Raw genomic sequence first — 20856 nt, 5'->3', positions numbered from 1 at the left:
TGCCGAAAAACTGGCTAGCCGAGACCCCACAGACGCTTGCGTCGAGGAGGCTTGGCAGACAGTCGGCGGAAAGGGAGCGGATTTCTGAAATCAACTGGAACGTTTTATTTATACAAAGACTATGGATTTTGTCAGGGGCTATCATGATCAACCAAAGTTATCACGACATTTCCTTTTTTATGTCCTAGCTCTACGTATTTATGAGCTTCGGGAATCTGTTCCAGCGGGTATCGCTTATCAATGACCGCTTTTATTTTTTCAGTTTCGATTAGCTCCTTGAGGAGTAGTAAGTCTTCCGTAAGTACCTTTGCTATTCCTTGCCCTTCGACGGACACGTAACGCCCGTTCAGGGTTAGTGCTTTTTTGCATGTGGCTTTCGAACTTTTCCCGACTGCATCAAAGATGATATCATATTGCTCTTGTCTTTCCGAAAAATCCTCTTCCGTATAATCGATTACTTTATCGGCTCCCAATGATTTTACCAATTCAAAATTAGCGGCACTGCATACTCCGGTAACCTCTGTTCCAAAGTATTTGGCCAGCTGTACCGCGGAAGTGCCCACCGAACCGGATGCGCCATAGATGAGGACTTTTTGTCCGTCCTGGATATTGGCTTTTCTGAAAAAATGCAGTGCTGTCGTTCCACCAAAAGAAACGGCGGCAGCTTCTTCATAGGTCATATTGGCAGGCTTCATTGCGATTGGGCCGTCTTCAGGTAAGCATGTGTATTCGGCATGGGCCCCGAAATTCATTCCAGTCATGGCAAAAATCTGGTCGCCTTTTTTGAATTTTGTTACATTCCTCCCCGTGTCTTCTATCTCCCCGGACAACTCCACTCCGAGTATCGGTTTTCGCGGTTTTCTAAGGCCCAGGAACATTCGCATCGGCAGCCATAATAAGAAAGGGCTATTGAAACTCCGGACTCTTACGTCCCCAGAAGCCACTGTTGCCGCGTGAACCTTTACCAGTATTTCGTTGTCCTTTGGGGTTGGCTTTACTACCTCTTTGAGTTCCAGTACATCGGGTGAACCGTATTTCGTGCATACCATTGCTTTCATCGCAAGTCTCCTTAGTTTTTGATACAATCTTTTAATACTATGATAGAAGCTGTAATATAAAACTACATGTAAGAGAAACGGAAAAAACTTTAGAATGAATGCTTAAAAGCAGCAGGTATTTGTCCAGTATCGGTCAGGGGCAGTAACGCTGATCAACAAGGGGAATTCTATAAAAGAAGGAGATTAAAGTATGGCCATTAACGAAAGACCAAGAAGAATTATTTTAGATTTAGCAGTTACATTAGATGGATTTATTGAAGGGCCGAAAGGAGAAATCGACTGGTGCATTATGGACTCTGAAATGGGGTTCATTGATTTCTTGAATCAAATTGATGCTATTTTTTATGGAAGAAAAAGCTATGATTTATGGGGACAATATACGCCAGAAAATGAGGTATCCGATACTGAAAAGGAAATGTGGAATATCGTTCATGGCAAACAAAAATTCATGTTTTCTAAAACGAAAAAAAGCACGGATAATAACGTAACGATCATAAATGATGATATTGTTGAAGAAGTAAATAAAATAAAGAATAAACCTGGTAAAGACATCTGGCTTTATGGAGGGTCAAGTCTTATTACATCTTTTATAAGATTGGGGCTGGTTGATGAATTCAGGTTATCTGTTCACCCTGTTATTTTAGGGGAAGGAAAACCTTTGTTTATTGACATAAAGGAGAGATTGAACCTAACACTGGTTAATACAAAAAGCTTTTCCTCTGGCGTTGTCCAACTTTGCTATCATCTTAATGAAGAGTAATTGTTAAGCATGATGAAATATACTTGTAAAATGATGAATTCACGAGTAAAACGTTGAAATTCACGAGTAAAACCCAAAAACTCACGAGTAAATGCTTAGAATTCACGAGTAAATCCCCAAAACTTACGAGTAAAGCCATAAATAGGTATCCATACTTGATGTGTGGGTACCTTTTTTTATACATAATGCAATTTATAAATTATAAAATGTAATATATATGTTGCAAAAAGTAAAATGAATCATATAATAAGGGGAAGCGATGGAATTAAATGGAGGTCGATTAAAGATGAATCTATTTAAACGAACGAAAAAGATCACGGATGAGCGGATTGAGAATGTAAGAAATAAAATTTATAAAGAAATGTATTATGTTATCTTGGTCATTTGCCTGGTGAGTGCACTTTTCAAATTATATAAATATGGTGCAGGCAGCGGGGAGTTATATCTGGAATTCGCGATCCTTGTTGGAGGGGGGCTGTATTACTTAGCTCGTTCGATTTTCTTAGGTGTATTCTGGGATGAGGTGGAGATGCATGACCGCAACAGCAAAACACCGATGAGCAAGAAGACGGTTCTTGGAGCGGTTGCTTTAGCACTTATCATCGCTATATTCATGGGCGTGAATAGTGCTGTATCCTATGCCGATGGCAGTTCCCAGGGCGTATGGTATTTTATATTGGTATCGTTTGTATCCGTCATGATCTATTTGCCGTTTTTACTTCTGTTTTTTGGCGGTATATACTTGCTGGCGAAGAAAATCGGAATGAAAAATAGCTAAGATAATAAGAAATAGTAGGTGCTGTCCCTTGAAAAATATAAAACTGAAGCTTGCGAGAGTAGAAAAGGACTTGTCACAAGAAGAACTGGCCAAGATTGTCGGCGTATCCAGGCAAACGATAGGATTGATTGAATCCGGAAAGTATAATCCCTCATTAAGTTTATGTGTCGGGATTTGTAAAGCATTATCCCGTACATTGGATGATTTGTTTTGGGAGGAAGACTAATTGGGTATCCATTGACTTGGATATCTTTTTTTCAGGAATTTATCATCAAAAAATGGGGGAAGGTATAGCATGTAAGCAAAAATCTAACATTCGAGAGGGATGGTTTGATGGATCGTACGATTGGTTACTTACGTGAGATATTGTCTAACTATACGGACCAATATCCTGAGGCGCAGGAAATATATAATAAAATCAAAAGCGGACACTTTCATTCGGAAGAAGAACTCGTCAATAAGCTATCCGGTAAAGAGGCCAGTCTCCTTAACCATATTCTTCCTCAGGAAATCAAGCATGCAAAGGAAGCGAGTGATTCGGAACGGGTCACGCAATTATCAGAGGTATATGAACTGATCATTATATGATGAAACCTTGTCCATGATGATCATGGACAAGGTTTTGTTGGTTTTATTCCATTTCACTAAGTGAATCCATATGACTGGCTATCATGGCGATGATTGTGCTTGCTTCTTCCTTGCTGAAAATGAAATTCGTTTCATCCTTTATCAGGTCATCATCCGCTGTCCGAATCCGATTGATCCGTTTCAGCACACCATCACCCGTCTCCTGAACGATACCGAACTGGTAGGTGACCTCCACTTCATTATCCTGGATATAGGCAGTCACTTCAGGCGTTTCCCAATCTACATCAATTTCGTATATATCGGAATTTTCGCCGTCAGGATCATACAAGTCATCATTATCATCTTCTATATCCATTTCATATGCATAATCGTAATCATCATCATCCTTATCTTCTTCCAAATAGTTATGGAAGCTCTCATGGACAGCATCGATGATATCTTCAATATCCGAAAGGATGACCTTGCTGATCTGCCCTAAATCCGGATCGAACGATTCCATATAAAATTCTTCATTATACGGATCAAAAAACAGCGAGGAAAAATAATCCCGTTCATCGTCTTCCAGCTCTGTATAAAACTCGATGCGTGGATGCTTAGACCCGCGCTCCACGATCATACTGCCATTGCGATCGTATTTCTCACAAATTGATTTAAGATGATCCTGCAATTCCCCGCTTACTCTGTCAAACCATTCTAATGACATCAACATCCACTTCCTTTCGAGATTATTATTTCCCAGAAAAGCCGAACATGACATGCCATTTAAAGGCAGCTGCAATTTAACAACGCATCAGGAATGTCCGTAATAAAAAAAGAATGTAAAGGGAAAATAAGATAAAAGCAAAAACGTTAGATTTCCCTATACCTTTCAATGATGAAGTCAATAAAATACCTGCTGGCGATTGGCAATACTCTTTTATCCTTATACGCCAAAGTAATGGTTCGGATAATAGAAGGAGAGATGCTTTTCGTTACAATATTATAGGGACATTTATGTAAGAGCAGTTTCGGTAAAATCGAAATGCCAAGCCCTTGTTCAATCATGGATATAATCGCATAAGGATCATATACCCGGTATTGTGTATCAGGTTCAAAATCGTACTGTTTAAAAATCGTTAATGGTTCATGTATCACTCCCTCATCCAACAGAATATAAGGATCTTTTAGCAATTCCTCCAAGGAGACTTCTGTGGATGATGTTAAAGGATGATCTACTGGCATCACAGCCACCATCTCATCTTCTTGCAAGGGAATCATAGTTAAATCCGAAACATTTGAATTCACAAAGCCGAAGTCTACGCTGCCTTCTTTAATCCAGTTCGAGATTTCCGTATAATTTCCTTGATGTAATTCGAAATGTACAGTTGGATAAAGTTCCTTAAAATCCTTGATCAATCCTGGTAACCAATGACATGTAACACTGGAAAAGGTGCCAATTCGAATAAGGCCGCTTTGCAGTCCCTCCATCTCTTTATGCTTTTCAGTCAGTTCCCTATGTGAATTGCAAATCTTCCTGATATATGGCAAAAATTCCTCGCCATCTGGTGTCAGTGTAATACCCTTTCGAGAACGTAAGATAAGAGTGGTGGAAAGCTCTTCCTCTAATGAATGGACCATCTGGCTAATGGCGGACTGCGTATAGCCAAGTTCTTCAGCCGCTTTTGTAAAACTGCCTGTTTCTATGGTTTTGATAAAAGCATAATACGAATTCAACCGATCTGACCCCTTTGCATTAGTAATTCTAATAGAACTATTATAAAAATTGGTTTTACTAATGTAAATGGAAGAAATAAAATATAGTTGGAATCTAAAATTAAATCATGGAGTTGAAGCAGAAAAATAATGAAGATTAACGTTAAATACAGAAATATTATTTATGCATGTTTAATGGCTTTTTGTATGTCCTTTTTTATTTCATTCATATTAGTCTCAATAAATAGGGGGTATGATCATCAATTCTTATCTGCATGGTTAAAAACTTGGTCACAGGCTTTTATTTGTGCTTTCTTTGGAGCTTACTTCTTTCCGAGAGTCATACAACAAATAATGAGAAGAATTAATTTTGTAGAAAAACCGCTCATGATTGAGAAGGATTTATTAGTGAGAGAAGAAGACAATGGATGATGCCAGTAGATAATTAAAAGGATTTCCTGATTTTAGTGCTGCCCAAATGATGGGGAGCCTTTTTTGCGTTTCCCTGCAAAATTTCAAGATCATGCTACTTTCATCCTGTAAAAGTTTATATAGAGTGTGAAAGGGGGTGAGTGGCATGGCAAAGCAGATTCCAGTTTCAAGTACGTTGCGGATCGACTTTGAGACGGGGTTAAATGAAAAAGGGGCTCTCGTTTTCAAGCGGAGGACCTTTTCGAACATCAAGGTCGAGGCGACGGCGGATCAATTGTTTTCGACGGCTGTTGCAATCACAAGTGTGCAGAATTATCCAATGGGTGAAGTGACAAGGGTCGATATGTATTCATTGATTGGCTAAACGGTATTTGGAAAGATGCCGAAAGCGGGGGAGGTGATTGGAAATGGCTAAAGTACTGGAATTGATTTTCGTTACGGAGGAAGGAAAGTCAGCGACGATTTCCGTTGATAATCCGAAGGAGCCGGTCGAAGTGAATACGGTTAAACTGGCAATGGAAAAAATCATTGCGGGGAACGTGTTCGTCACATCTTCAGGGGATTTCGTCGATTTGAAAGCGGCACGCCTTGTCGAGCGGAATGTCGAGGAAGTGGAACTCATCTAAGAACGGTTTTGTAGGTCACCCTGGAAGAGAGGTGGAAAAAGTGGATCAAATCCTGCCGTTTGTCAGTGATATTGGGTTCCCGATCATTGTTACCCTTTATTTGCTTCATAGGATTGAAACGAAATTGGATACTTTGAATGAAACCCTTGTGGAGCTGCCAGAACGCCTGCGAGAAGGGATTCCGAAGTCAGGTTAAGGATAATCGGGGAGCCTCGTGGGTGATAGCATCCATGAGGCTTTTCCTTTTAAAATGGAAAAGTTTTAATAGATTCTAGTTTTATATCAAAACTATCGGGTATACATAAAACTGTAGCTAGTTCATCAAAAATCCAAATAATAAGGAGGAGTTTTAATGGCTAACAACAATGAAAAAATGAGCAGGGAAGAAGCTGGCCGCAAAGGCGGGGAAGCTACAGCAAAAAATCATGATAAGGAATTTTTCCAAGAGATTGGTCAAAAAGGCGGAGAGGCCACTTCCGAAAATCATGATAAGGAATTCTATCAGGAAATCGGCAAAAAAGGCGGAGAGGCTAGAGCCGATCAACGTGATTCCGATGATTGAAAAATGAGCAGGAAAAAGCAGGACTTAATGGCGGGAAAAAAAAGCCGCCGCTAAAAAAAACGATCTGAAGTTTATAGCTGAATCTAGTTTTATGGCTGTTCAAGCGGGTACATGACATATGTAGCTAGTACATGGAAAATCCAAATAATAAGGAGGAATTTTTAATGGCTAACAACAATGAGAAAATGAGTCGTGAAGAAGCAGGACGTAAAGGTGGAGAAACAACAGCGAAAAATCATGATAAGGAATTCTATCAAGAGATTGGCCAAAAAGGCGGAGAAGCAACCTCCGAAAATCATGATAAGGAATTCTATCAAGAAATTGGCCAAAAAGGCGGAGAAGCAACCTCCGAAAATCATGATAAGGAATTCTATCAAGAGATTGGCCAAAAAGGCGGAGAAGCCACTTCCGAAAATCATGATAAGGAATTCTATCAAGAGATTGGTAAAAAAGGCGGAGAAGCCACTTCCGAAAGTCATGGCAAGGAATTCTATCAGGAAATCGGCGAAAAAGGCGGAGAGGCACGGGGCAATCAACGTGATGATTCCGATGATGGAAAAATGAGCCGTGAAGAAGCAGGACGCAAAGGCGGGGAAAAAAGCCGCCGTTAAAATATAATCCAGTGAAACTTATAAATGACCGAGGGAGTAAACATTCCCTCGGTATTTTTATGCCAGCACAGCACATCGCAAAGTGTGCTCAGGGATTAAAGTGGGTAAAGAATAACACCTAGAAAAGAAGAGGTGATGAAGAGGTTGATTGCCCATTATTCATTTCCCCGTTTAAAAGTAGGCGGAGTTACATTCACTGCACGGCATTCATTGCTTGCTCTTGGTCTTGCGGGAATTGCTTATCTGGTTTCCAATAAGAGTAAGCATCAAGCGGTATTCAAAACGGCTTCATTAATGTGCAAGATCGAACGGAAAGAGGATTCCATCAAGCTTATTTGGCCTGATGAAGGTGGTTACTATCGGGTATTCAGGGGGCGAGAGCTGATTTACAGCGGCTCTGAGCCGAAGATTGCAGATCGGGGTCTGGCTCCAGGAACCATCTATACGTACACGATAGATAGCTTGAATGAAAAAGAACAGGCAGTGAACAGGATGAAAATACAGACATCAACGACCGCCGAAAATAAAAAAGAGGATAATATCCTTTTGGATTTGGTATTCACCACAATTGTCGCAAAAGGCCAAGCCAGCCTGGAATGGGAGCCCATCAAGGGAATAAAAGAATATACGATTTATCGAAACGGCGTGGATATTGGGAAAGTGAGCGGATGTTCCTTCATTGATCGGAGTATTAGTGAAGATCAGGAATACACATATACCATTAAAGCGAAGCGGCCCCTCCCGCGCTCGGAGCAGGAGTCCTATGCCGTGAAATCCCTTGTAGCTAGTATTGTCGGAGCCGTAAAAAAAGGCTCATCCCAAGCAAAGGCGGCGATCGAGGAAATAACGAATACAAAAAAGATAGGACCTGTAAAACAGCTTTTGCAGTCAGTTGAAAGCGATGTGGATGGTAAAAGGAAAAGAAATTGGCAGCTGCGCTATTCCACTTTTTTACCGGAAGAGTGGCTGAAAAACCCCAATCTAGCCTCAAAGGTTCCCTATTTTAAAGGAGACAACCGCGGGTTTGATCCTGAATCATCCCGTTTCCGGACCAGGGTCGATGTGTACATTCACGAAAAGGAAAGGGAAGCCGAGATTGAATTTTCCAAAGCGGTCGGGAAAAGTGAGGCTTACAACCATGATGGGGATTTCCTTGAGGAGGGAGTGGCCTCGGATGAAGGTGTTATAGTGAAGCGCGTAGTATCCAATCATGAGAAAACGACAATCCAGCTGACACACTCTGTAGGCAATCCGATCATCATTTCACCTGCCGTGGATTATAAAGTGATCGGGACCTTTTACCGAAATGGTGAAATCAATATCGCTGGCTATCATGATCAGGCCCCGCATCACGAAGTCTACCTAAAGGAGGCAGATGACCAAAACTGGAAACCGCTGCACCTAGCGGAAAACAAAGGGCTCGAAATGATGGCGCACCCTACGGCCAATCATTTATGGAGATACTCCACATTCACACAATGAAAAGGACGAAAAGCCAAGAGCGCTTATCGTCCTTTTTTTGTTGAGGACCAATGCCAATCCAACCACTACATTTTCTTATAAAAACCGCTTTCGAACACTTGGCGACGGCAGCATACAGCTTTCTTCTCTCTTTCCGAACCATTTGTAACGGTTCCTGGCAATGAAATCATAAACGAAGTTCCGGATGAAGCTTGGGACGATGATGAAACCGTAAAGCAATTTCCATGCCCCTTGTAAGCCGCGGCAAATCCTCAAGGCTGCAGACGATTTATAGTAGGCCTTATCCTTTTCGATCAGCACCATGCTATCTATATCTACAGGAACATCATACTTCTTCAGCAACTCTTGTCCTGCCTCACTTTGAAGCGAAGCGTAATGAAAAAGCCCCTGCGGATCCCGCTTGATAATGAACTGGACACTCGAATCGCAAAAGTTGCATTCACCATCAAACAAAATGACCGGATTCATGAACATTCCTCCTATAGAGAGACGTTATCATACTCATGCTTATATAATACACTACCCGTTTTGAAAAGACGAAAACGTCTGGAACTGCCTGGAGTTTTGATGATGGAAGAGATTGTTCGTTCCGGCAAGTCACTAACGGGTACGTAAGCCACTAAGCGGGTGTACCCATATATAGGCAGTTTTTTGACTGTTATCAAACTGTTATTTTCCATTAACTAAACTGTAAACAAGCTGTGATATGGTAGATACTCCAATGAAGTTCCAGGCCGGCAATCCTATAGTAGAGGAACGCCGGCTTTTTCATTCAAACCATAAATGAGGGTTAGAAAATATAACTGGCAGTTTCTTTATAGGAGGTAAGATTTCATGAAACGTGATCCGTATTTTGACAATGCGAAAGCTGTCTTAATCGTACTAGTTGTTTTGGGGCACACATTAGCTAGAATGGTGGAAGAAAACCAATGGATTTTAACTATTTATCTGTTTGTTTTTTCATTCCATATGCCAGCTTTTATTTTAGTATCCGGTTATTTTTCCAGGAAGATAAAAAGCAAAAAGGACCTCTGGGGGCTCATTAAGAAAATATTAATTCCCTATGTAATATTCCAGGTGATATATACCTTCTATTATCGGAAGGTATTTGATGAACCAATAGACTTCACAATATTGACTCCAAGATGGGCTTTATGGTTCTTAATAAGCTTATTCTGCTGGAATATATTATTGTTTATATTTTCCTCCAGGAAATATGGAATCGCCCTTTCAATCATTGTCTCTCTAATAATCGGTTACTTTGGTGAAGTGAATGAATGGTTAAGTTTGTCGAGAACCTTCTTTTTCTTTCCTTTCTTTTTAATTGGACATTTTTTAGAAAAAAATCATTTTGAATGGGTTAAAAAGAAAAGTAATGCCCTGATCGGCTGGGCTTTACTAGGGTTAATCTTTATCGGTATTTATTTCTATGGGGAAATGACTTGGAGGGAATGGTTTTATGGCCGCTTAGGTTATCAGGAATTAATGGAAGGCTCCATTGCCCTCGGTTTTATATATAAGTTACTCGTATATTTAATTATGGGAGCAGCAACTTACTGTTTTTTATGTATAGTTCCTAAAAAACAAACGTTTTTTACTAAAATAGGATCCATTACATTAGGTATTTATCTTTTTCATATGTTTTTCCTGGAATATGTTTACAACTCATTTATTTATGATTGGATCAAAGAAAGTGGCCAATACTATGTTTTATTAGTCATACCTGTAACCATAATATTTATATTATCAAGAAAACCGATAGTGAAAGTGGAATGTGCGTTAATAGGAACGAAAATGAAAACATAACAGAAATCTAACACTGTAGACAAACTCGATGAAAACAAGTTTGCTCAATTTTCATTTAGGTTTGTAAAACATGGAACGTCCATTTCCACTCCAGGTACTCGCTTTCCGCGGGCGGTCAGGGAGCCTCCTCGTCGCTTTGCGCCTGTGGGGTCTCCCCTCGACGCGCTTTTCCCGCAGGAGTCTCGCACCTTCCGTTCCAATCAACTTTGTGTTTTAAAAGAAAAAACTGCTGGCTCGTCTTATTCCAAACCCTATTTAAGACAAGGTTATCCTTCATGTTTTTTTCCTGTAATCCTTAATGGATGGAAGAAGAAATATGCGACACTCCTGCCGAAAAACTGGCTAGCCGAGACCCCGGAGACGCTTGCGTCGAGGAGGCTTGGAGGCAGTCGGCGGAAAGGGAGCGGATTTCTGAAATCAACTGGAACTTTTGTTAAGAAGAAACTGTAGGCTGGACACATTCCAAACCCTATTTAAGACAAGGTTATCCTTCATGTTTTTTTCCTGTAATCCTTAATGGATGGAAGAAATATGCGACACTCCTGCCGAATAACTGGCTAGCCGAGACCCCACAGACGCTTGCGTCGAGGAGGCTTGGCAGACAGTCGGCGGAAAGGGAGCGGATTTCTGAAATCAACTGGAATTTTTAAAAGAAAAAACTGCAGTCAAACTCGCTTTTCTTAGAGTTTCTCTACAGCCAGAGCCCTTCCGTTTGAAGGGTTTTTTCATGAAAAGAAATTTCCAGGTATTTAGTGAGCTGCTAAAAAATCCGTTTAATGGAGATTAAATGGAGGCTCCACTAAAAGGGTTACAACCCTTTTAAAGTTATTTCAGGAAAGAAAATGAAGGTGATTACCCGAAATGTTTCCAAAATTATTAAGGGGTAATTACTTTTGTATTTCACTTTCAATAAAACAACTTTAAACATTCAGATTTATTTTATTATAACTATATAAGATTTAACTATCATCAAAGGAGCGGCATATGAAAAAGTTTTTCATCATCTTCATTTTGGCTTTAATCCCTTTCGCCTCTACGAAGGTAAGTGCAGAATCTGACTTACCTCTCAATAGTGAAGCCGGGATCATTATTGATGCGAAAAGTGGAAAAGTATTATACGGAAAAAACATGGATAAACGTATGTATCCAGCCAGTCTAACGAAAGTGGCCACGGCGATATATGCTATAGAACACGGGGATAAGAACGAACTGGTGACTGTTAGCAAAAAAGCGGCGAAGGCAGACGGGTCTTCCGTATTTATTGAACCTGGGGAGGAAATAGAGCTTTCCAAATTAATTGCAGGCATGCTAATCAACTCCGGAAATGATGCAGCCATCGCAATTGCCGAGCATATGTCTGGCAGTGAAAAATTGTTCATGGAAGATTTGAATGAGTTTTTAAGAAAAGAAGTAAACGTTACCGATACTCATTTTACGAACCCCCATGGATTGTTTGACAAAGACCATGTAACTACGGCCAGTGACCTTGCGAAAATTACCCAATATGCAATGAAAAATGAAACATTCCGTGAGTATTTTGGGAAGAAGGAGTTACCATGGGAAGTGGAAACATGGGACACAACTCTGATTACCCATCATAAAATGTTAAAAGGCGAACTCCCCTATAAGGGAATAACCGGCGGGAAAACCGGTTTCGTAAGTCAATCCGGCTACACCCTGATTTCTACTGCCACTAGAGGAGAACAGGAATTGATTGCTGTCACTCTAAAAGCTCCTTCAGACAAAGTTGCCTACTCTGATACCAGGCTTTTATTCAACTATGGCTTTGAAAACTTTAAATCAGGAAAAATTGATAAAAAAAGCAAACTTTATTCAGCGGATTACTCTAATTCCTACACGCTGAACGAAGACATATACTATACTCATTTAATCAGTGATCAACCTAGTCTAAAAACGAGTAATGATGGAATGCTTTCTATCATGAACCAAGAAGGGGAAGCAATCGACTCCTTTGACCTTAAAACGGTCGCTGATGTTAGGAACACAGTATTGCCTGCCCCGATTAAACAAGAAACAATCAATGATAAGCTAATTAAATTTTCTGTCCCATCTTTAGGGTTGGGAGGATTTTAAAACTTGTTCCTATACATACCCCAGTTTATAAAAAATAAAAGTGTGCCCTTATCATCCATGAATGATAGGTGTACTCTTTTATTTTTATTGATGATCCGAGGACAGGACTATACTAATCGGACAGCACAAAGGTACCTGAATTGGAAATGGAGTATATGACCATAATAGTATTAAAAAACTATTAGGGATGATTTCATGATGTATATCTATAATGATTATGGGGGTACACATACCACGTCTTTGGCTGCCGCCTATCATTTAAAACAATTACCTCAATCGGAAAGAAAACTAACTTCCGAAGAAATATTAAATGTGAAATATTTTAATAAATTAACGAAAAAGGAATTTGGAAAGCTGATTTTTCGCGGGATCGATGAAGATGGCAATTCCGTTTATACAATGGGACATAAAAGAGAGAAACTCGTTGTACCGGCATTAAAAGAATTGACTTTACTACTGGAGGAGAAATTTCACTTTAACGAAAAAATAGTATTCTCCAATACATCCCCTACTGTCCCTATTGCCATGTCTATAGGGGGATTTTTATCAAGAGCATTAAAAATTGATTTCATAGGTGTGCCATTATTAATTATAGGCACCAAACAATGCTGTGATAATATTTTTCGCTTGGTTGAAAACACGAAACAAATAGGAAAAGCAGCGAATGGGGAAAAAGTGATTATAATAGAAAATGAAAAATATAAGTAATCCTATTAAAAATTTACTTAGCCCATCAAAAATCGTTTTTGAAAGTGCAGGCTTTCAACTGTATAGGGATACAAGTCAACAATTGATGTTGGCTTTTTTTTGTTACGCTTCTGGATGGATACATGCTATACAAGAGGTGATGCTTGCACTTAATCGAACAATAAACCACCACCCGGAAGTGGAGGTTTATTAATGAATCGAGGAAATTACTGTTCTTGCAGGCTGGTAACAGAAACACTTTGTTTTTTATTTGGATCATCAAGGGGATGGATTGTAGCTGTTCCATTTTGTTCATCCACGTGCTCAATGTAGATACTTTCCTCATTATAGGTTACAGTAACCATATTTGGTGAAGAAGCAATTTCTTCTGCTCGTTGTGCGTTCATTTTAGCCACCTCCTTTGAATTTGCAACATGTTTAATATTTGTTCCGATTTACTTAGATATACTAGTTGTAATTAAAATTCTTCCAAGAATCCCTTACTTAACGAACTGGTGGGTGAGTTATTTGTATGGCAGTTTTTAAATATTTCGATAACGCACGATAGTTCAAGATAAAATCAGTTGATATAATTACAGAAAATTAAAAAAGTATAGGGGGATGTAAAATGAATAATGAAGGATTTTCGATTTCTACTAATAAAAAGTATTTAGATGTAGATGTAATACATGATTTTTTGAATCATGAAGCTTACTGGTCAAAGGGGATAACTAAGGAAACAGTAATAAAGTCAATTGAAAATACGACCTTATGTTTTGGGGTTTATAAGGGTGAAATAGGAAATGAAGATTGTGATCAAGTTGGATTTGCAAGGGTAATAACCGATTTAGCAACCCATGCGTATCTTTGCGATGTGTTTATATTACCTGACTATCGTAAATTAGGATTATCAAAATGGTTAATGGACGTTATCACCGACCATTCCGAACTAAAAAAGGTTCGCAGGTTTATGTTAGCAACGAATGATGCACATTCATTATATGAAAAATTTGGTTTTAATCAGATTGATAAACCAGAGCTATTTATGCAAAAAGTCGGTAAAACCCCATTTCAACAATAAGTACTTTTAACACAAAGGGATTAGACCCTGCATAATCGTGCACATAATGTCGGATGTTTCATTTCAACTCCTGCTATTCTGTTGATATAAGGGAGGTCATTGAATGGATTCGCTCAAAAATATGAATGGTGCCATTAAATTCATTGAAGAAAATCTTACGAACGAAATTGACTTTAAAGAAGTCGCAAGGCTCGCTTATTGCTCGGAATATCATTTTAAAAGGATGTTTTCCTTCCTTGCCGGTATTTCACTATCCGAGTATATCCGCCGAAGACGACTTACACTTGCAGCGTTTGAGCTTAAAAATAGCAACATAAAGGTCATTGATATTGCGATAAAGTACGGGTACAGTTCACCAGACTCGTTTGCAAGGGCGTTTCAGCATTTGCATGGTATCACGCCATCAGAAGCGAGAAGTAATGGCCATTCACTTAAAGCCTATCCACCGATGTCCTTCCAATTATCCATTAAAGGAGGCAGTGAAATGAACTATCGAATTGAAGAAAAAGAGGCATTTCACATAATTGGAATTAAAAAAAGGGTTCCAATCATTTTTAACGGGGTCAATCCAGAGATTGCATCTATGTGGAAAAGTATAGACGAGAAAACGATAAATGAACTTAAAAACCTATCGAATGTCGAGCCATTAGGGCTGCTTAGTGCATCCGCGAACTTTTCCGAAGGCCGGTTGGAGGAAAAAGGGGAGCTTGATCATTATATCGGCGCAGCAACAACGAGGGAATGTCCAGATAACTTAACACAGCTGAATGTTGATGCGTCTACATGGGCGGTATTCGAAGCAGTCGGCCCCTTTCCTGAAACACTGCAAAATATTTGGGGACGCATTTATTCCGAATGGTTTCCATCCTCTAACTATGAACAAAGAGAAGGGCCGGAAATCCTTTGGAATGAAAATAAAGACATAACCTCACCAACATTTAGAAGTGAAATATGGATCCCCGTTATGAAAAAGTAAGTTTACCAGGCGAAGAATTTATCGGAAAAGCTGTCTTCTGGCAGCTTTTTCTTATGGAGCAAACAGAGAAGGATAAGGGAATAAGAGCTGGGTATAATTTGCTTTAACGAGCTATAATGGTGGATAGAAAGTGCTAATATAAGGAGATTGGAAAATGCCTGTTATTGAGTATCAACAATTTATTAAAGCCCCAGTTGAATTATGTTTTGACCTAGCGAGGAGTGTGGATATCCATACCAAAACGACAGCGAACACAAAGGAAATGGCTGTTGATGGTGTGACAGAAGGGTTATTAGAGGAGGGAGATGCTGTTACTTGGGAAGCCATACACTTTGGTATTAAACAAAGGCTGGAAGCCAAAGTGACATTAATGGAAAAACCAAATAAGTTTGTAGATATTATGGTGAAGGGTGCCTTCCATTCCTTCGTACACACACATCATTTTAAAGAAGAACCAGGCGGAACTATTATGATGGATACATTTCAATATAAGTCACCGTTCGGTCCAATTGGAGTATTAGCTGATAAGTTGTTTTTAGAGAAGTATATGAGGGCATTTATCGTTTCTCGTGCAAAGGCACTGAAAAAGATTGCCGAGAATAGGTAATAACCTTGTTTAAGACTATACTCTGCTATCATGGGTTGCTGCGGCAGCCTTTTTATGTTCCCCTAGTACCAAGAATAACTAAAGAATGAAGGAGATGATGGATAATGAAATTTATCCCTAAAAAGTTTCCTAACGATGAAGATGGACAAGTGTTATAAATGCTTTATAGAACTAATGGGTGCTTAGCTGAAGTTCGGAGCTGTCTTTATAACCGGCACCCTAAAGATTAGCGAATGGCTCGGCTCAGCGGTACAACCGTGTTAGGCCCGCGGATACAACCGACCGTTAATTATAATTACGGATCAAATCGTTTGCTGCGATTAGATCTTTTCTTTTGTTTTTATAAGAATAACATAAACAGAACAAATGTTCCAGAGTTAATGTGTAAAATTATTACTTTTTTTCAAAAATAAATCTTTTAAAGGATTTAGTCGATTCTCTTGAAGATGAACGGACAGGATAGTTAAGCAGCAAGCGAATCATAAATCATATTTTCCAAAGTGGCGCAAAATGAGACTGACGATGGGTATGTATTTGTTTCGGAAATGTGATAAAGGGCAACCGAATGAGTACTCAAAACATGTGAGGTTGACATGACTCATCTTTTGGGAACAAAAAAAGTACTTTGATAATTAAGGTATCAAAGTACTTTTCATTTAACAAACTACCAATTCCATGACATATGACACCCAAAGTCAACATGGCATTTATTCTGCTTACAACAATGATCGTAATGCTCATTATCGCAGCGTTTTTTCTTCTTACAATCATGATGCTCATTATCGCAGCGCTTTTTCTTCTTACAATCATGATGCTCATTATCGCAGCGCTTTTTCTTCTTACAATCGCAATGCTCATTATCGTAGCGTTTTTTCTTCTTACAATCGCAATGCTCATTATCGCAGCGTTTTTTCTTCTTACAATCGCAATGCTCATTATCACAGCGTTTTTTCTTCTTACAATCGCAATGCTCATTATCGCAGCGTTTTTTCTTCTTACAATCGCAATGCTCATCATCGCAGCGTTTTTTCTTTTTACAATCGCAATGCTCATCATCGCAGCGTTTTTTCTTCTTACAATCGCAATGCTCATCATCACAGCGTTTTTTCTTCTTACAGCAATCGTGCTTCTCATTATTGCAGCATTTTTCCTGCTTCCAACAATGATCGTGATGCTCATTGTCGCAGCATTTTTCCTGCTTCCAACAATGATCGTGATGCTCATTGTCGCAGCATTGCTCCTGCTTCCAACAATGATCGTGATGCTCATTGTCGCAGCATTTCTCCTGCTTCCAACAATGATCGTGATGCTCATTATCACAGTATTTCTCCTGCTTCCAACAATGATCGTGTTGCTCATTATCGTAGTGTTTCTGCTTACAACAATCCTCGTAATAAGACATGGAAATGTCACTCCTTTCTATCTTTTAAAATATGAATAAAGGCAAAGCCTTCTCTATTTAGAGAGGGCTTTGCTAGTCAAGATTAAAAACTAATCAACACCGTCATTTACGGAGCAGGAAGAGTATTAGTTGTTGGAGTAGTTGTAGTTTCACAACGACGTTCATTTACGTCGCAAATACCACCTTGTGGATCTACAATAACTTGTCGAGTCACTGTAATTGTAGTGCGTAGTACAATCTTGACTAAAATAGCATTGGCAGTAACAAGTCCTGTAGGGCCGATGACTGGAACGCCTGGTTGAGCAAAGATCCCTTCTATTGTTAATGGGGGTTCTACTATCATATCCTCAGGGCAGGCACCTGGAAAATCTGTATGCTCCTGGAATGGTAAACTAGTTGCAAGTGTGGCTGTTAAAACAGGAGTGGTTGTTCCTGGTGCCGTAAACGTTACCGTAACAGTTACAGGAATAAGCCCGATGTTAACAACTTTGTCCCTAATAATTGTCGTGTTACGGGTAATACCAGCTAGATTCGGTACAACAGATACTGTTCTAATTGTGGATCCAGCTGGTATAACAGGAGCAAACGCGGTAAAAGGAAGTGTTGTTTCTGCAACCTTTTGTACCGCTTTTGAGCCTACAACTGAATTAACTAGGACACAGTCGCTGTTTAATGGTGCAGCGAGTTGGCGAGCTGGAGCTCTAAAATTGCAATTGCAAGCAGAAGCGTCTTGAGACTTACAAACGTTACATGATTTTTTGAATTTGGAATCATGACCAAATCTTGAATCATTGCCCATACCCCAGTCGCTGTCGGAACAGGCAGAGCCCCAGTTGCTGTGCATTGGATTTTGTTTACTGAAATTTCCCATAAAATCTCAATCCTTTCTTGTAACTATTTTTTTTTTCGAAAATGAAATGGAGTGTAGTATCGAACCGTACTAAAGCACTGCCAAAAGCATTTTCGTTGTAGTTACAAAATATAGTATTAATAAAATAAGGTAATTGCTTGGACAGGTTGCTTATATTTGCGGACAAGTCGTAAATATTTATCGGGCTTACACTTATATAATTTGGCATTAGAGGAAGTATGGAACGCGAGTAAAGAAATGGACGAATATAAAGGGAAGCAAAAAGCTAAGTGATGCCAGCGAAAATATAGATAAACCCAAAAAGGACTTCTTTGCTCGCTTTTTACAAAAAGTGAACAAAGAAGTCCTAGGCTCTTTTTAAGGCGTCTGAAATTTCGTTTTTAAATTCATGAGGTTTATAGAGGGGGAATTATTACTTTTATATATTGTTATTTCTTTTGAATACTAAAGTTCCAGGGAAGCAAGACAGCCGAGGTATTATGGACTGTGCGTGTATGCTATAATTATCCAAAAAAGGAGAAATCTTTATGTCGGCGTTAATTATATCAATATATATATAACTATTATGCTTGTATCGCTCTTTACCTTCGCTGGGCCTTATTCGCCATTGGTGGGACTTGCAGTCGGTATCCCTATACATATCCTAATAGTACTTACACAAATATATAAAGAAATAAAAGTGATATCTAAAAAACTATAGTAATAGTTTTTTGTCGACTCTATGTCCTGTTTATTAGATATAAGAAAAGAAGAAAGGAGTGGGGTTCTTTGGGTATCAATATAGGTGATTTAGTATATTAACTTATTATGTTTATTTTGTTGCTTGGTATGATCTTTGCGGTTTACTTTATTGTTCGTTCTCTTCTTGCAAGGTCAAACAAATCCAATAGTATAGAACAAAAACTTGATAGAGTCATTGAGCTGCTTGAAAAGGATAAAAGAGAGTAATTTCTTTTTATCCTTTTTTTCATTTTTTAGTTTTTGAATTTTCCATAATCGTTTCTGGCTATCTGGAGTGGAATTTTAATTATTATTGTCGCAGATATATTCCGATTTTCGCAGATATAACTGGAATTTCGGAGATATATTCCGATTTTCGCAGATATAACTGGAGTTTCGCAGATATATTCCGATTTTCGAAGATATAATTGGTTTTCCGGTGTAGTTGAAACAAGTATGATTGTCAACAGAACAGCCATGGAAAAAACAAGAATATAAGAATTTCCTTTCAACATGAATACCTCGGACCTTTTTACCTTCATTGTACAATAAGCTTGAATTAGTGGGAATTGGATGTCGCAAACAATCATTAATTTCAATGAGTAAATAAGGTGTCAGGCGGAGCTGTATGAAATTTCCAAACAGTGAAAATAGGCGCTGATAAACTGTTGATTTTAGGTAGTGCGGGTGGTTGAAAAAAGTTTTTGGTGATTTTTGTGTCATTATCCTATTTAGAACATAAGTTGAATTAACCCATTTAATTTTTTCCTCCTAAAACAAATAAGGAGATGTTTCTATTGTCAAATTGTGGTCATGATTCAAATTGCGGTTGCGGTAACGATGTTGGTGGATTTGGTGGCGGTTTCGCTTTTATAGTCGTATTGTTTATCCTCTTAATCATCGTTGGAGCTGCTTGTTTCGGCGGCGGCGATAGAGGAAACGATTGTTATCCCGTTCAAGGATATGGCGGTTTCTGCTAACAAATGCATAAAGAAAAGCCGACCTTTATTGGTCGGCTTCCTTTATGCAAACTTATTTTAATTATCGCGAAGTAAGCTTTATGACTGATTCGATAATCATATCCCAGTCGTCACTATGAATTTCATGCCCTGATCCATCAAGAGTCACTAATTCAGCTTGAGGGATGGCTTTCGCAAGAGCAAGTCCGTGCTCGTATGGCAAGGCTGGATCTTCTGTGCCGTGGATGATGAGGACAGGTATGGAAATCTCACCCATTCGATCGAAATATTCGTCTCCTCCAGCAAGCATGGCATGATTGAATCTGCTCGGTAGCTGCTTGGCACGGTCTGCTTCTCTTTTTGCCAGTTTATGCATTCTTTCCTGCTCATAGGGTTTGGAACCGGCTAAAGTTTTCCATCCATCCGCAAGATAAGCGATGACCGTCTCCCGATTTGACCAATCAATGGAAGCGCTTTTTGCATGATGATCCAATATGCTCTGGTCCATTGGAGGCAGTTTTTCCATTACAGTCCCGAACACGCTTGAAGTAATTAGCGTAAGCGTATTTACGCGTTCCGGATATCTTAAGGCAAGAATCTGTCCGATCATACCGCCTAGGGACATCCCAACGATAGAAGCACGTTCTATGGAATAAGCGTCCAGGACACCCGCGGCATCGTCAGCCAAATCCGTTATTGTATAGTTGGAGGTACCGGGTTCATAAACGGTAGACCGTCCCAGATCCCGATGGTCGTAGCGAATCACAAATCTCCCCGAATCGGCAAGGCGGAGACAGAAATCATCATCCCACCAATCTAATGAAGACATCGCTCCCATGATCAAAAGCACGGCAGGGTCCTTAGGGTTTCCAAAACTTTCAGTACATATATCGACTTTATTTATTTTCAGTATCTGTTCACTCATGTTTTTTACCTCCGTATTAAATATTATCCAATAGCCGTTACGATGGCGCAGATCAATATATACTTTCCGGAGCATGATGATTGGCCTGCGCTTTTCATTATCGCAGTCTAACCCACTTAATAATCATGACGCGGCCTCC

At 39.3% G+C, this 20856-nt stretch carries 26 protein-coding genes and 1 pseudogene; 19 read left to right on the top strand and 8 right to left on the bottom strand.

Annotated elements, in window-relative coordinates; all coding sequences use genetic code 11:
• Positions 1 to 131 precede the first annotated feature (131 nt).
• On the bottom strand, positions 132 to 1058 hold the full coding sequence (locus AC2YHV_RS07660) for an NAD(P)-dependent alcohol dehydrogenase (protein ID WP_487372947.1): 927 nt from the start codon (positions 1056 to 1058) through the stop codon (positions 132 to 134).
• A 190-nt stretch (positions 1059 to 1248) separates the two neighbouring features.
• Here AC2YHV_RS07660 and AC2YHV_RS07655 point away from each other — a divergent pair, with 190 nt between their 5' ends.
• From AC2YHV_RS07655 to AC2YHV_RS07640, 4 genes are all read left to right on the top strand, one after another.
• Positions 1249 to 1818 carry a dihydrofolate reductase family protein gene (locus AC2YHV_RS07655; protein WP_487372946.1) on the top strand — a complete coding sequence of 190 codons (570 nt, stop codon included), beginning with the start codon at positions 1249 to 1251 and terminating at the stop codon, positions 1816 to 1818.
• A 286-nt stretch (positions 1819 to 2104) separates the two neighbouring features.
• Positions 2105 to 2596, top strand: a complete 492-nt coding sequence (locus AC2YHV_RS07650; RefSeq protein ID WP_487372945.1) for a DUF6773 family protein — start codon at positions 2105 to 2107, stop codon at positions 2594 to 2596.
• A gap of 28 nt (positions 2597 to 2624) precedes the next feature.
• Entirely contained in the window at positions 2625 to 2822 is a 198-nt protein-coding gene (locus AC2YHV_RS07645) for a helix-turn-helix transcriptional regulator (protein ID WP_034309784.1), read from the top strand.
• 107 nt (positions 2823 to 2929) lie between these two features.
• Positions 2930 to 3184 carry a sigma-G-dependent sporulation-specific acid-soluble spore protein CsgA gene (locus AC2YHV_RS07640; RefSeq protein WP_034309781.1) on the top strand — a complete coding sequence of 85 codons (255 nt, stop codon included), beginning with the start codon at positions 2930 to 2932 and terminating at the stop codon, positions 3182 to 3184.
• Positions 3185 to 3227: 43 nt separating this feature from the next.
• On the opposite strand, the gene AC2YHV_RS07635 is transcribed toward AC2YHV_RS07640, so the two are convergent.
• A complete protein-coding gene (locus AC2YHV_RS07635) occupies positions 3228 to 3887 on the bottom strand; it encodes a hypothetical protein (protein ID WP_328118343.1) in 660 nt (219 codons plus the stop codon).
• 146 nt (positions 3888 to 4033) lie between these two features.
• Positions 4034 to 4897, bottom strand: coding sequence for a LysR family transcriptional regulator (locus AC2YHV_RS07630; protein WP_487372944.1), 864 nt, complete (start codon positions 4895 to 4897; stop codon positions 4034 to 4036).
• A 129-nt stretch (positions 4898 to 5026) separates the two neighbouring features.
• On the opposite strand from AC2YHV_RS07630, the gene AC2YHV_RS07625 reads away from it, so the two are divergent.
• From AC2YHV_RS07625 to AC2YHV_RS07595, 7 genes and pseudogenes are all read left to right on the top strand, one after another.
• Positions 5027 to 5308, top strand: coding sequence for a DUF2798 domain-containing protein (locus tag AC2YHV_RS07625; protein WP_063575294.1), 282 nt, complete (start codon positions 5027 to 5029; stop codon positions 5306 to 5308).
• 145 nt (positions 5309 to 5453) lie between these two features.
• Positions 5454 to 5672 carry a DUF1659 domain-containing protein gene (locus tag AC2YHV_RS07620; RefSeq protein WP_053536156.1) on the top strand — a complete coding sequence of 73 codons (219 nt, stop codon included), beginning with the start codon at positions 5454 to 5456 and terminating at the stop codon, positions 5670 to 5672.
• Between the two features lie 43 nt (positions 5673 to 5715).
• Entirely contained in the window at positions 5716 to 5934 is a 219-nt protein-coding gene (locus AC2YHV_RS07615) for a DUF2922 domain-containing protein (protein ID WP_053536155.1), read from the top strand.
• Between the two features lie 40 nt (positions 5935 to 5974).
• Positions 5975 to 6130, top strand: coding sequence for a YvrJ family protein (locus AC2YHV_RS07610; protein ID WP_034309764.1), 156 nt, complete (start codon positions 5975 to 5977; stop codon positions 6128 to 6130).
• Positions 6131 to 6286: 156 nt separating this feature from the next.
• Positions 6287 to 6490, top strand: a pseudogene (locus AC2YHV_RS07605) (KGG domain-containing protein); the annotation flags it as partial.
• Positions 6491 to 6660: 170 nt separating this feature from the next.
• Positions 6661 to 7107: a glucose starvation-inducible protein GsiB gene (gene gsiB / locus AC2YHV_RS07600; protein ID WP_063575296.1), complete on the top strand. Its 447-nt coding sequence runs from the start codon at positions 6661 to 6663 to the stop codon at positions 7105 to 7107.
• 135 nt (positions 7108 to 7242) lie between these two features.
• A complete protein-coding gene (locus tag AC2YHV_RS07595) occupies positions 7243 to 8589 on the top strand; it encodes a DUF3238 domain-containing protein (protein WP_487372943.1) in 1347 nt (448 codons plus the stop codon).
• Between the two features lie 75 nt (positions 8590 to 8664).
• Here the strand turns inward: AC2YHV_RS07595 and AC2YHV_RS07590 are convergent, their stop codons facing one another.
• Entirely contained in the window at positions 8665 to 9057 is a 393-nt protein-coding gene (locus tag AC2YHV_RS07590) for a thiol-disulfide oxidoreductase DCC family protein (RefSeq protein WP_487372942.1), read from the bottom strand.
• A gap of 366 nt (positions 9058 to 9423) precedes the next feature.
• Here AC2YHV_RS07590 and AC2YHV_RS07585 point away from each other — a divergent pair, with 366 nt between their 5' ends.
• The 3 genes from AC2YHV_RS07585 to AC2YHV_RS07575 all read left to right on the top strand — a co-directional run bounded on the left by AC2YHV_RS07585 (position 9424) and on the right by AC2YHV_RS07575 (position 13197).
• The gene (locus tag AC2YHV_RS07585) at positions 9424 to 10395 is read left to right on the top strand and encodes an acyltransferase family protein (RefSeq protein WP_487372941.1); all 972 of its coding nucleotides are present in this window, start codon (positions 9424 to 9426) and stop codon (positions 10393 to 10395) included.
• Between the two features lie 984 nt (positions 10396 to 11379).
• Positions 11380 to 12489, top strand: coding sequence for a D-alanyl-D-alanine carboxypeptidase family protein (locus tag AC2YHV_RS07580; RefSeq protein ID WP_057276938.1), 1110 nt, complete (start codon positions 11380 to 11382; stop codon positions 12487 to 12489).
• Positions 12490 to 12684: 195 nt separating this feature from the next.
• Positions 12685 to 13197, top strand: coding sequence for a DUF3189 family protein (locus tag AC2YHV_RS07575; RefSeq protein ID WP_063575302.1), 513 nt, complete (start codon positions 12685 to 12687; stop codon positions 13195 to 13197).
• A 206-nt stretch (positions 13198 to 13403) separates the two neighbouring features.
• Here AC2YHV_RS07575 and AC2YHV_RS07570 read toward each other — a convergent pair whose 3' ends face one another.
• Complete coding sequence (locus tag AC2YHV_RS07570; protein ID WP_054399815.1) at positions 13404 to 13583, bottom strand: small acid-soluble spore protein H; 180 nt, start codon at positions 13581 to 13583, stop codon at positions 13404 to 13406.
• A 221-nt stretch (positions 13584 to 13804) separates the two neighbouring features.
• Between AC2YHV_RS07570 and AC2YHV_RS07565 the strand changes: the two genes are divergently transcribed.
• The 3 genes from AC2YHV_RS07565 to AC2YHV_RS07555 all read left to right on the top strand — a co-directional run bounded on the left by AC2YHV_RS07565 (position 13805) and on the right by AC2YHV_RS07555 (position 15840).
• Positions 13805 to 14257, top strand: a complete 453-nt coding sequence (locus AC2YHV_RS07565; RefSeq protein WP_063575303.1) for a GNAT family N-acetyltransferase — start codon at positions 13805 to 13807, stop codon at positions 14255 to 14257.
• Positions 14258 to 14360: 103 nt separating this feature from the next.
• Positions 14361 to 15233 carry an AraC family transcriptional regulator gene (locus AC2YHV_RS07560; RefSeq protein ID WP_487372940.1) on the top strand — a complete coding sequence of 291 codons (873 nt, stop codon included), beginning with the start codon at positions 14361 to 14363 and terminating at the stop codon, positions 15231 to 15233.
• Positions 15234 to 15387: 154 nt separating this feature from the next.
• Positions 15388 to 15840 (top strand): SRPBCC family protein, encoded by a 453-nt coding sequence (locus tag AC2YHV_RS07555; RefSeq protein ID WP_336058219.1) that lies wholly within the window; start codon positions 15388 to 15390, stop codon positions 15838 to 15840.
• A 573-nt stretch (positions 15841 to 16413) separates the two neighbouring features.
• Here the strand turns inward: AC2YHV_RS07555 and AC2YHV_RS07550 are convergent.
• A complete protein-coding gene (locus tag AC2YHV_RS07550) occupies positions 16414 to 17160 on the bottom strand; it encodes a hypothetical protein (RefSeq protein ID WP_487372939.1) in 747 nt (248 codons plus the stop codon).
• Between the two features lie 188 nt (positions 17161 to 17348).
• Entirely contained in the window at positions 17349 to 18113 is a 765-nt protein-coding gene (locus tag AC2YHV_RS07545) for a hypothetical protein (RefSeq protein ID WP_487372938.1), read from the bottom strand.
• A gap of 807 nt (positions 18114 to 18920) precedes the next feature.
• Here AC2YHV_RS07545 and AC2YHV_RS07540 point away from each other — a divergent pair.
• Both AC2YHV_RS07540 and AC2YHV_RS07535 read left to right on the top strand, forming a co-directional pair.
• Positions 18921 to 19061: a DUF4083 family protein gene (locus AC2YHV_RS07540; RefSeq protein ID WP_487372937.1), complete on the top strand. Its 141-nt coding sequence runs from the start codon at positions 18921 to 18923 to the stop codon at positions 19059 to 19061.
• A gap of 569 nt (positions 19062 to 19630) precedes the next feature.
• Positions 19631 to 19813, top strand: coding sequence for a YjcZ family sporulation protein (locus tag AC2YHV_RS07535; protein WP_283929153.1), 183 nt, complete (start codon positions 19631 to 19633; stop codon positions 19811 to 19813).
• 61 nt (positions 19814 to 19874) lie between these two features.
• On the opposite strand, the gene mleCBF is transcribed toward AC2YHV_RS07535, so the two are convergent.
• Positions 19875 to 20717: a CBF family alpha/beta fold macrolide esterase gene (mleCBF, locus tag AC2YHV_RS07530; protein ID WP_487372936.1), complete on the bottom strand. Its 843-nt coding sequence runs from the start codon at positions 20715 to 20717 to the stop codon at positions 19875 to 19877.
• Positions 20718 to 20856 lie beyond the last annotated feature (139 nt).

Source organism: Peribacillus sp. SRI_006, from assembly GCF_057586375.1.
This window is presented reverse-complemented; position numbering and strand designations above follow the sequence as displayed.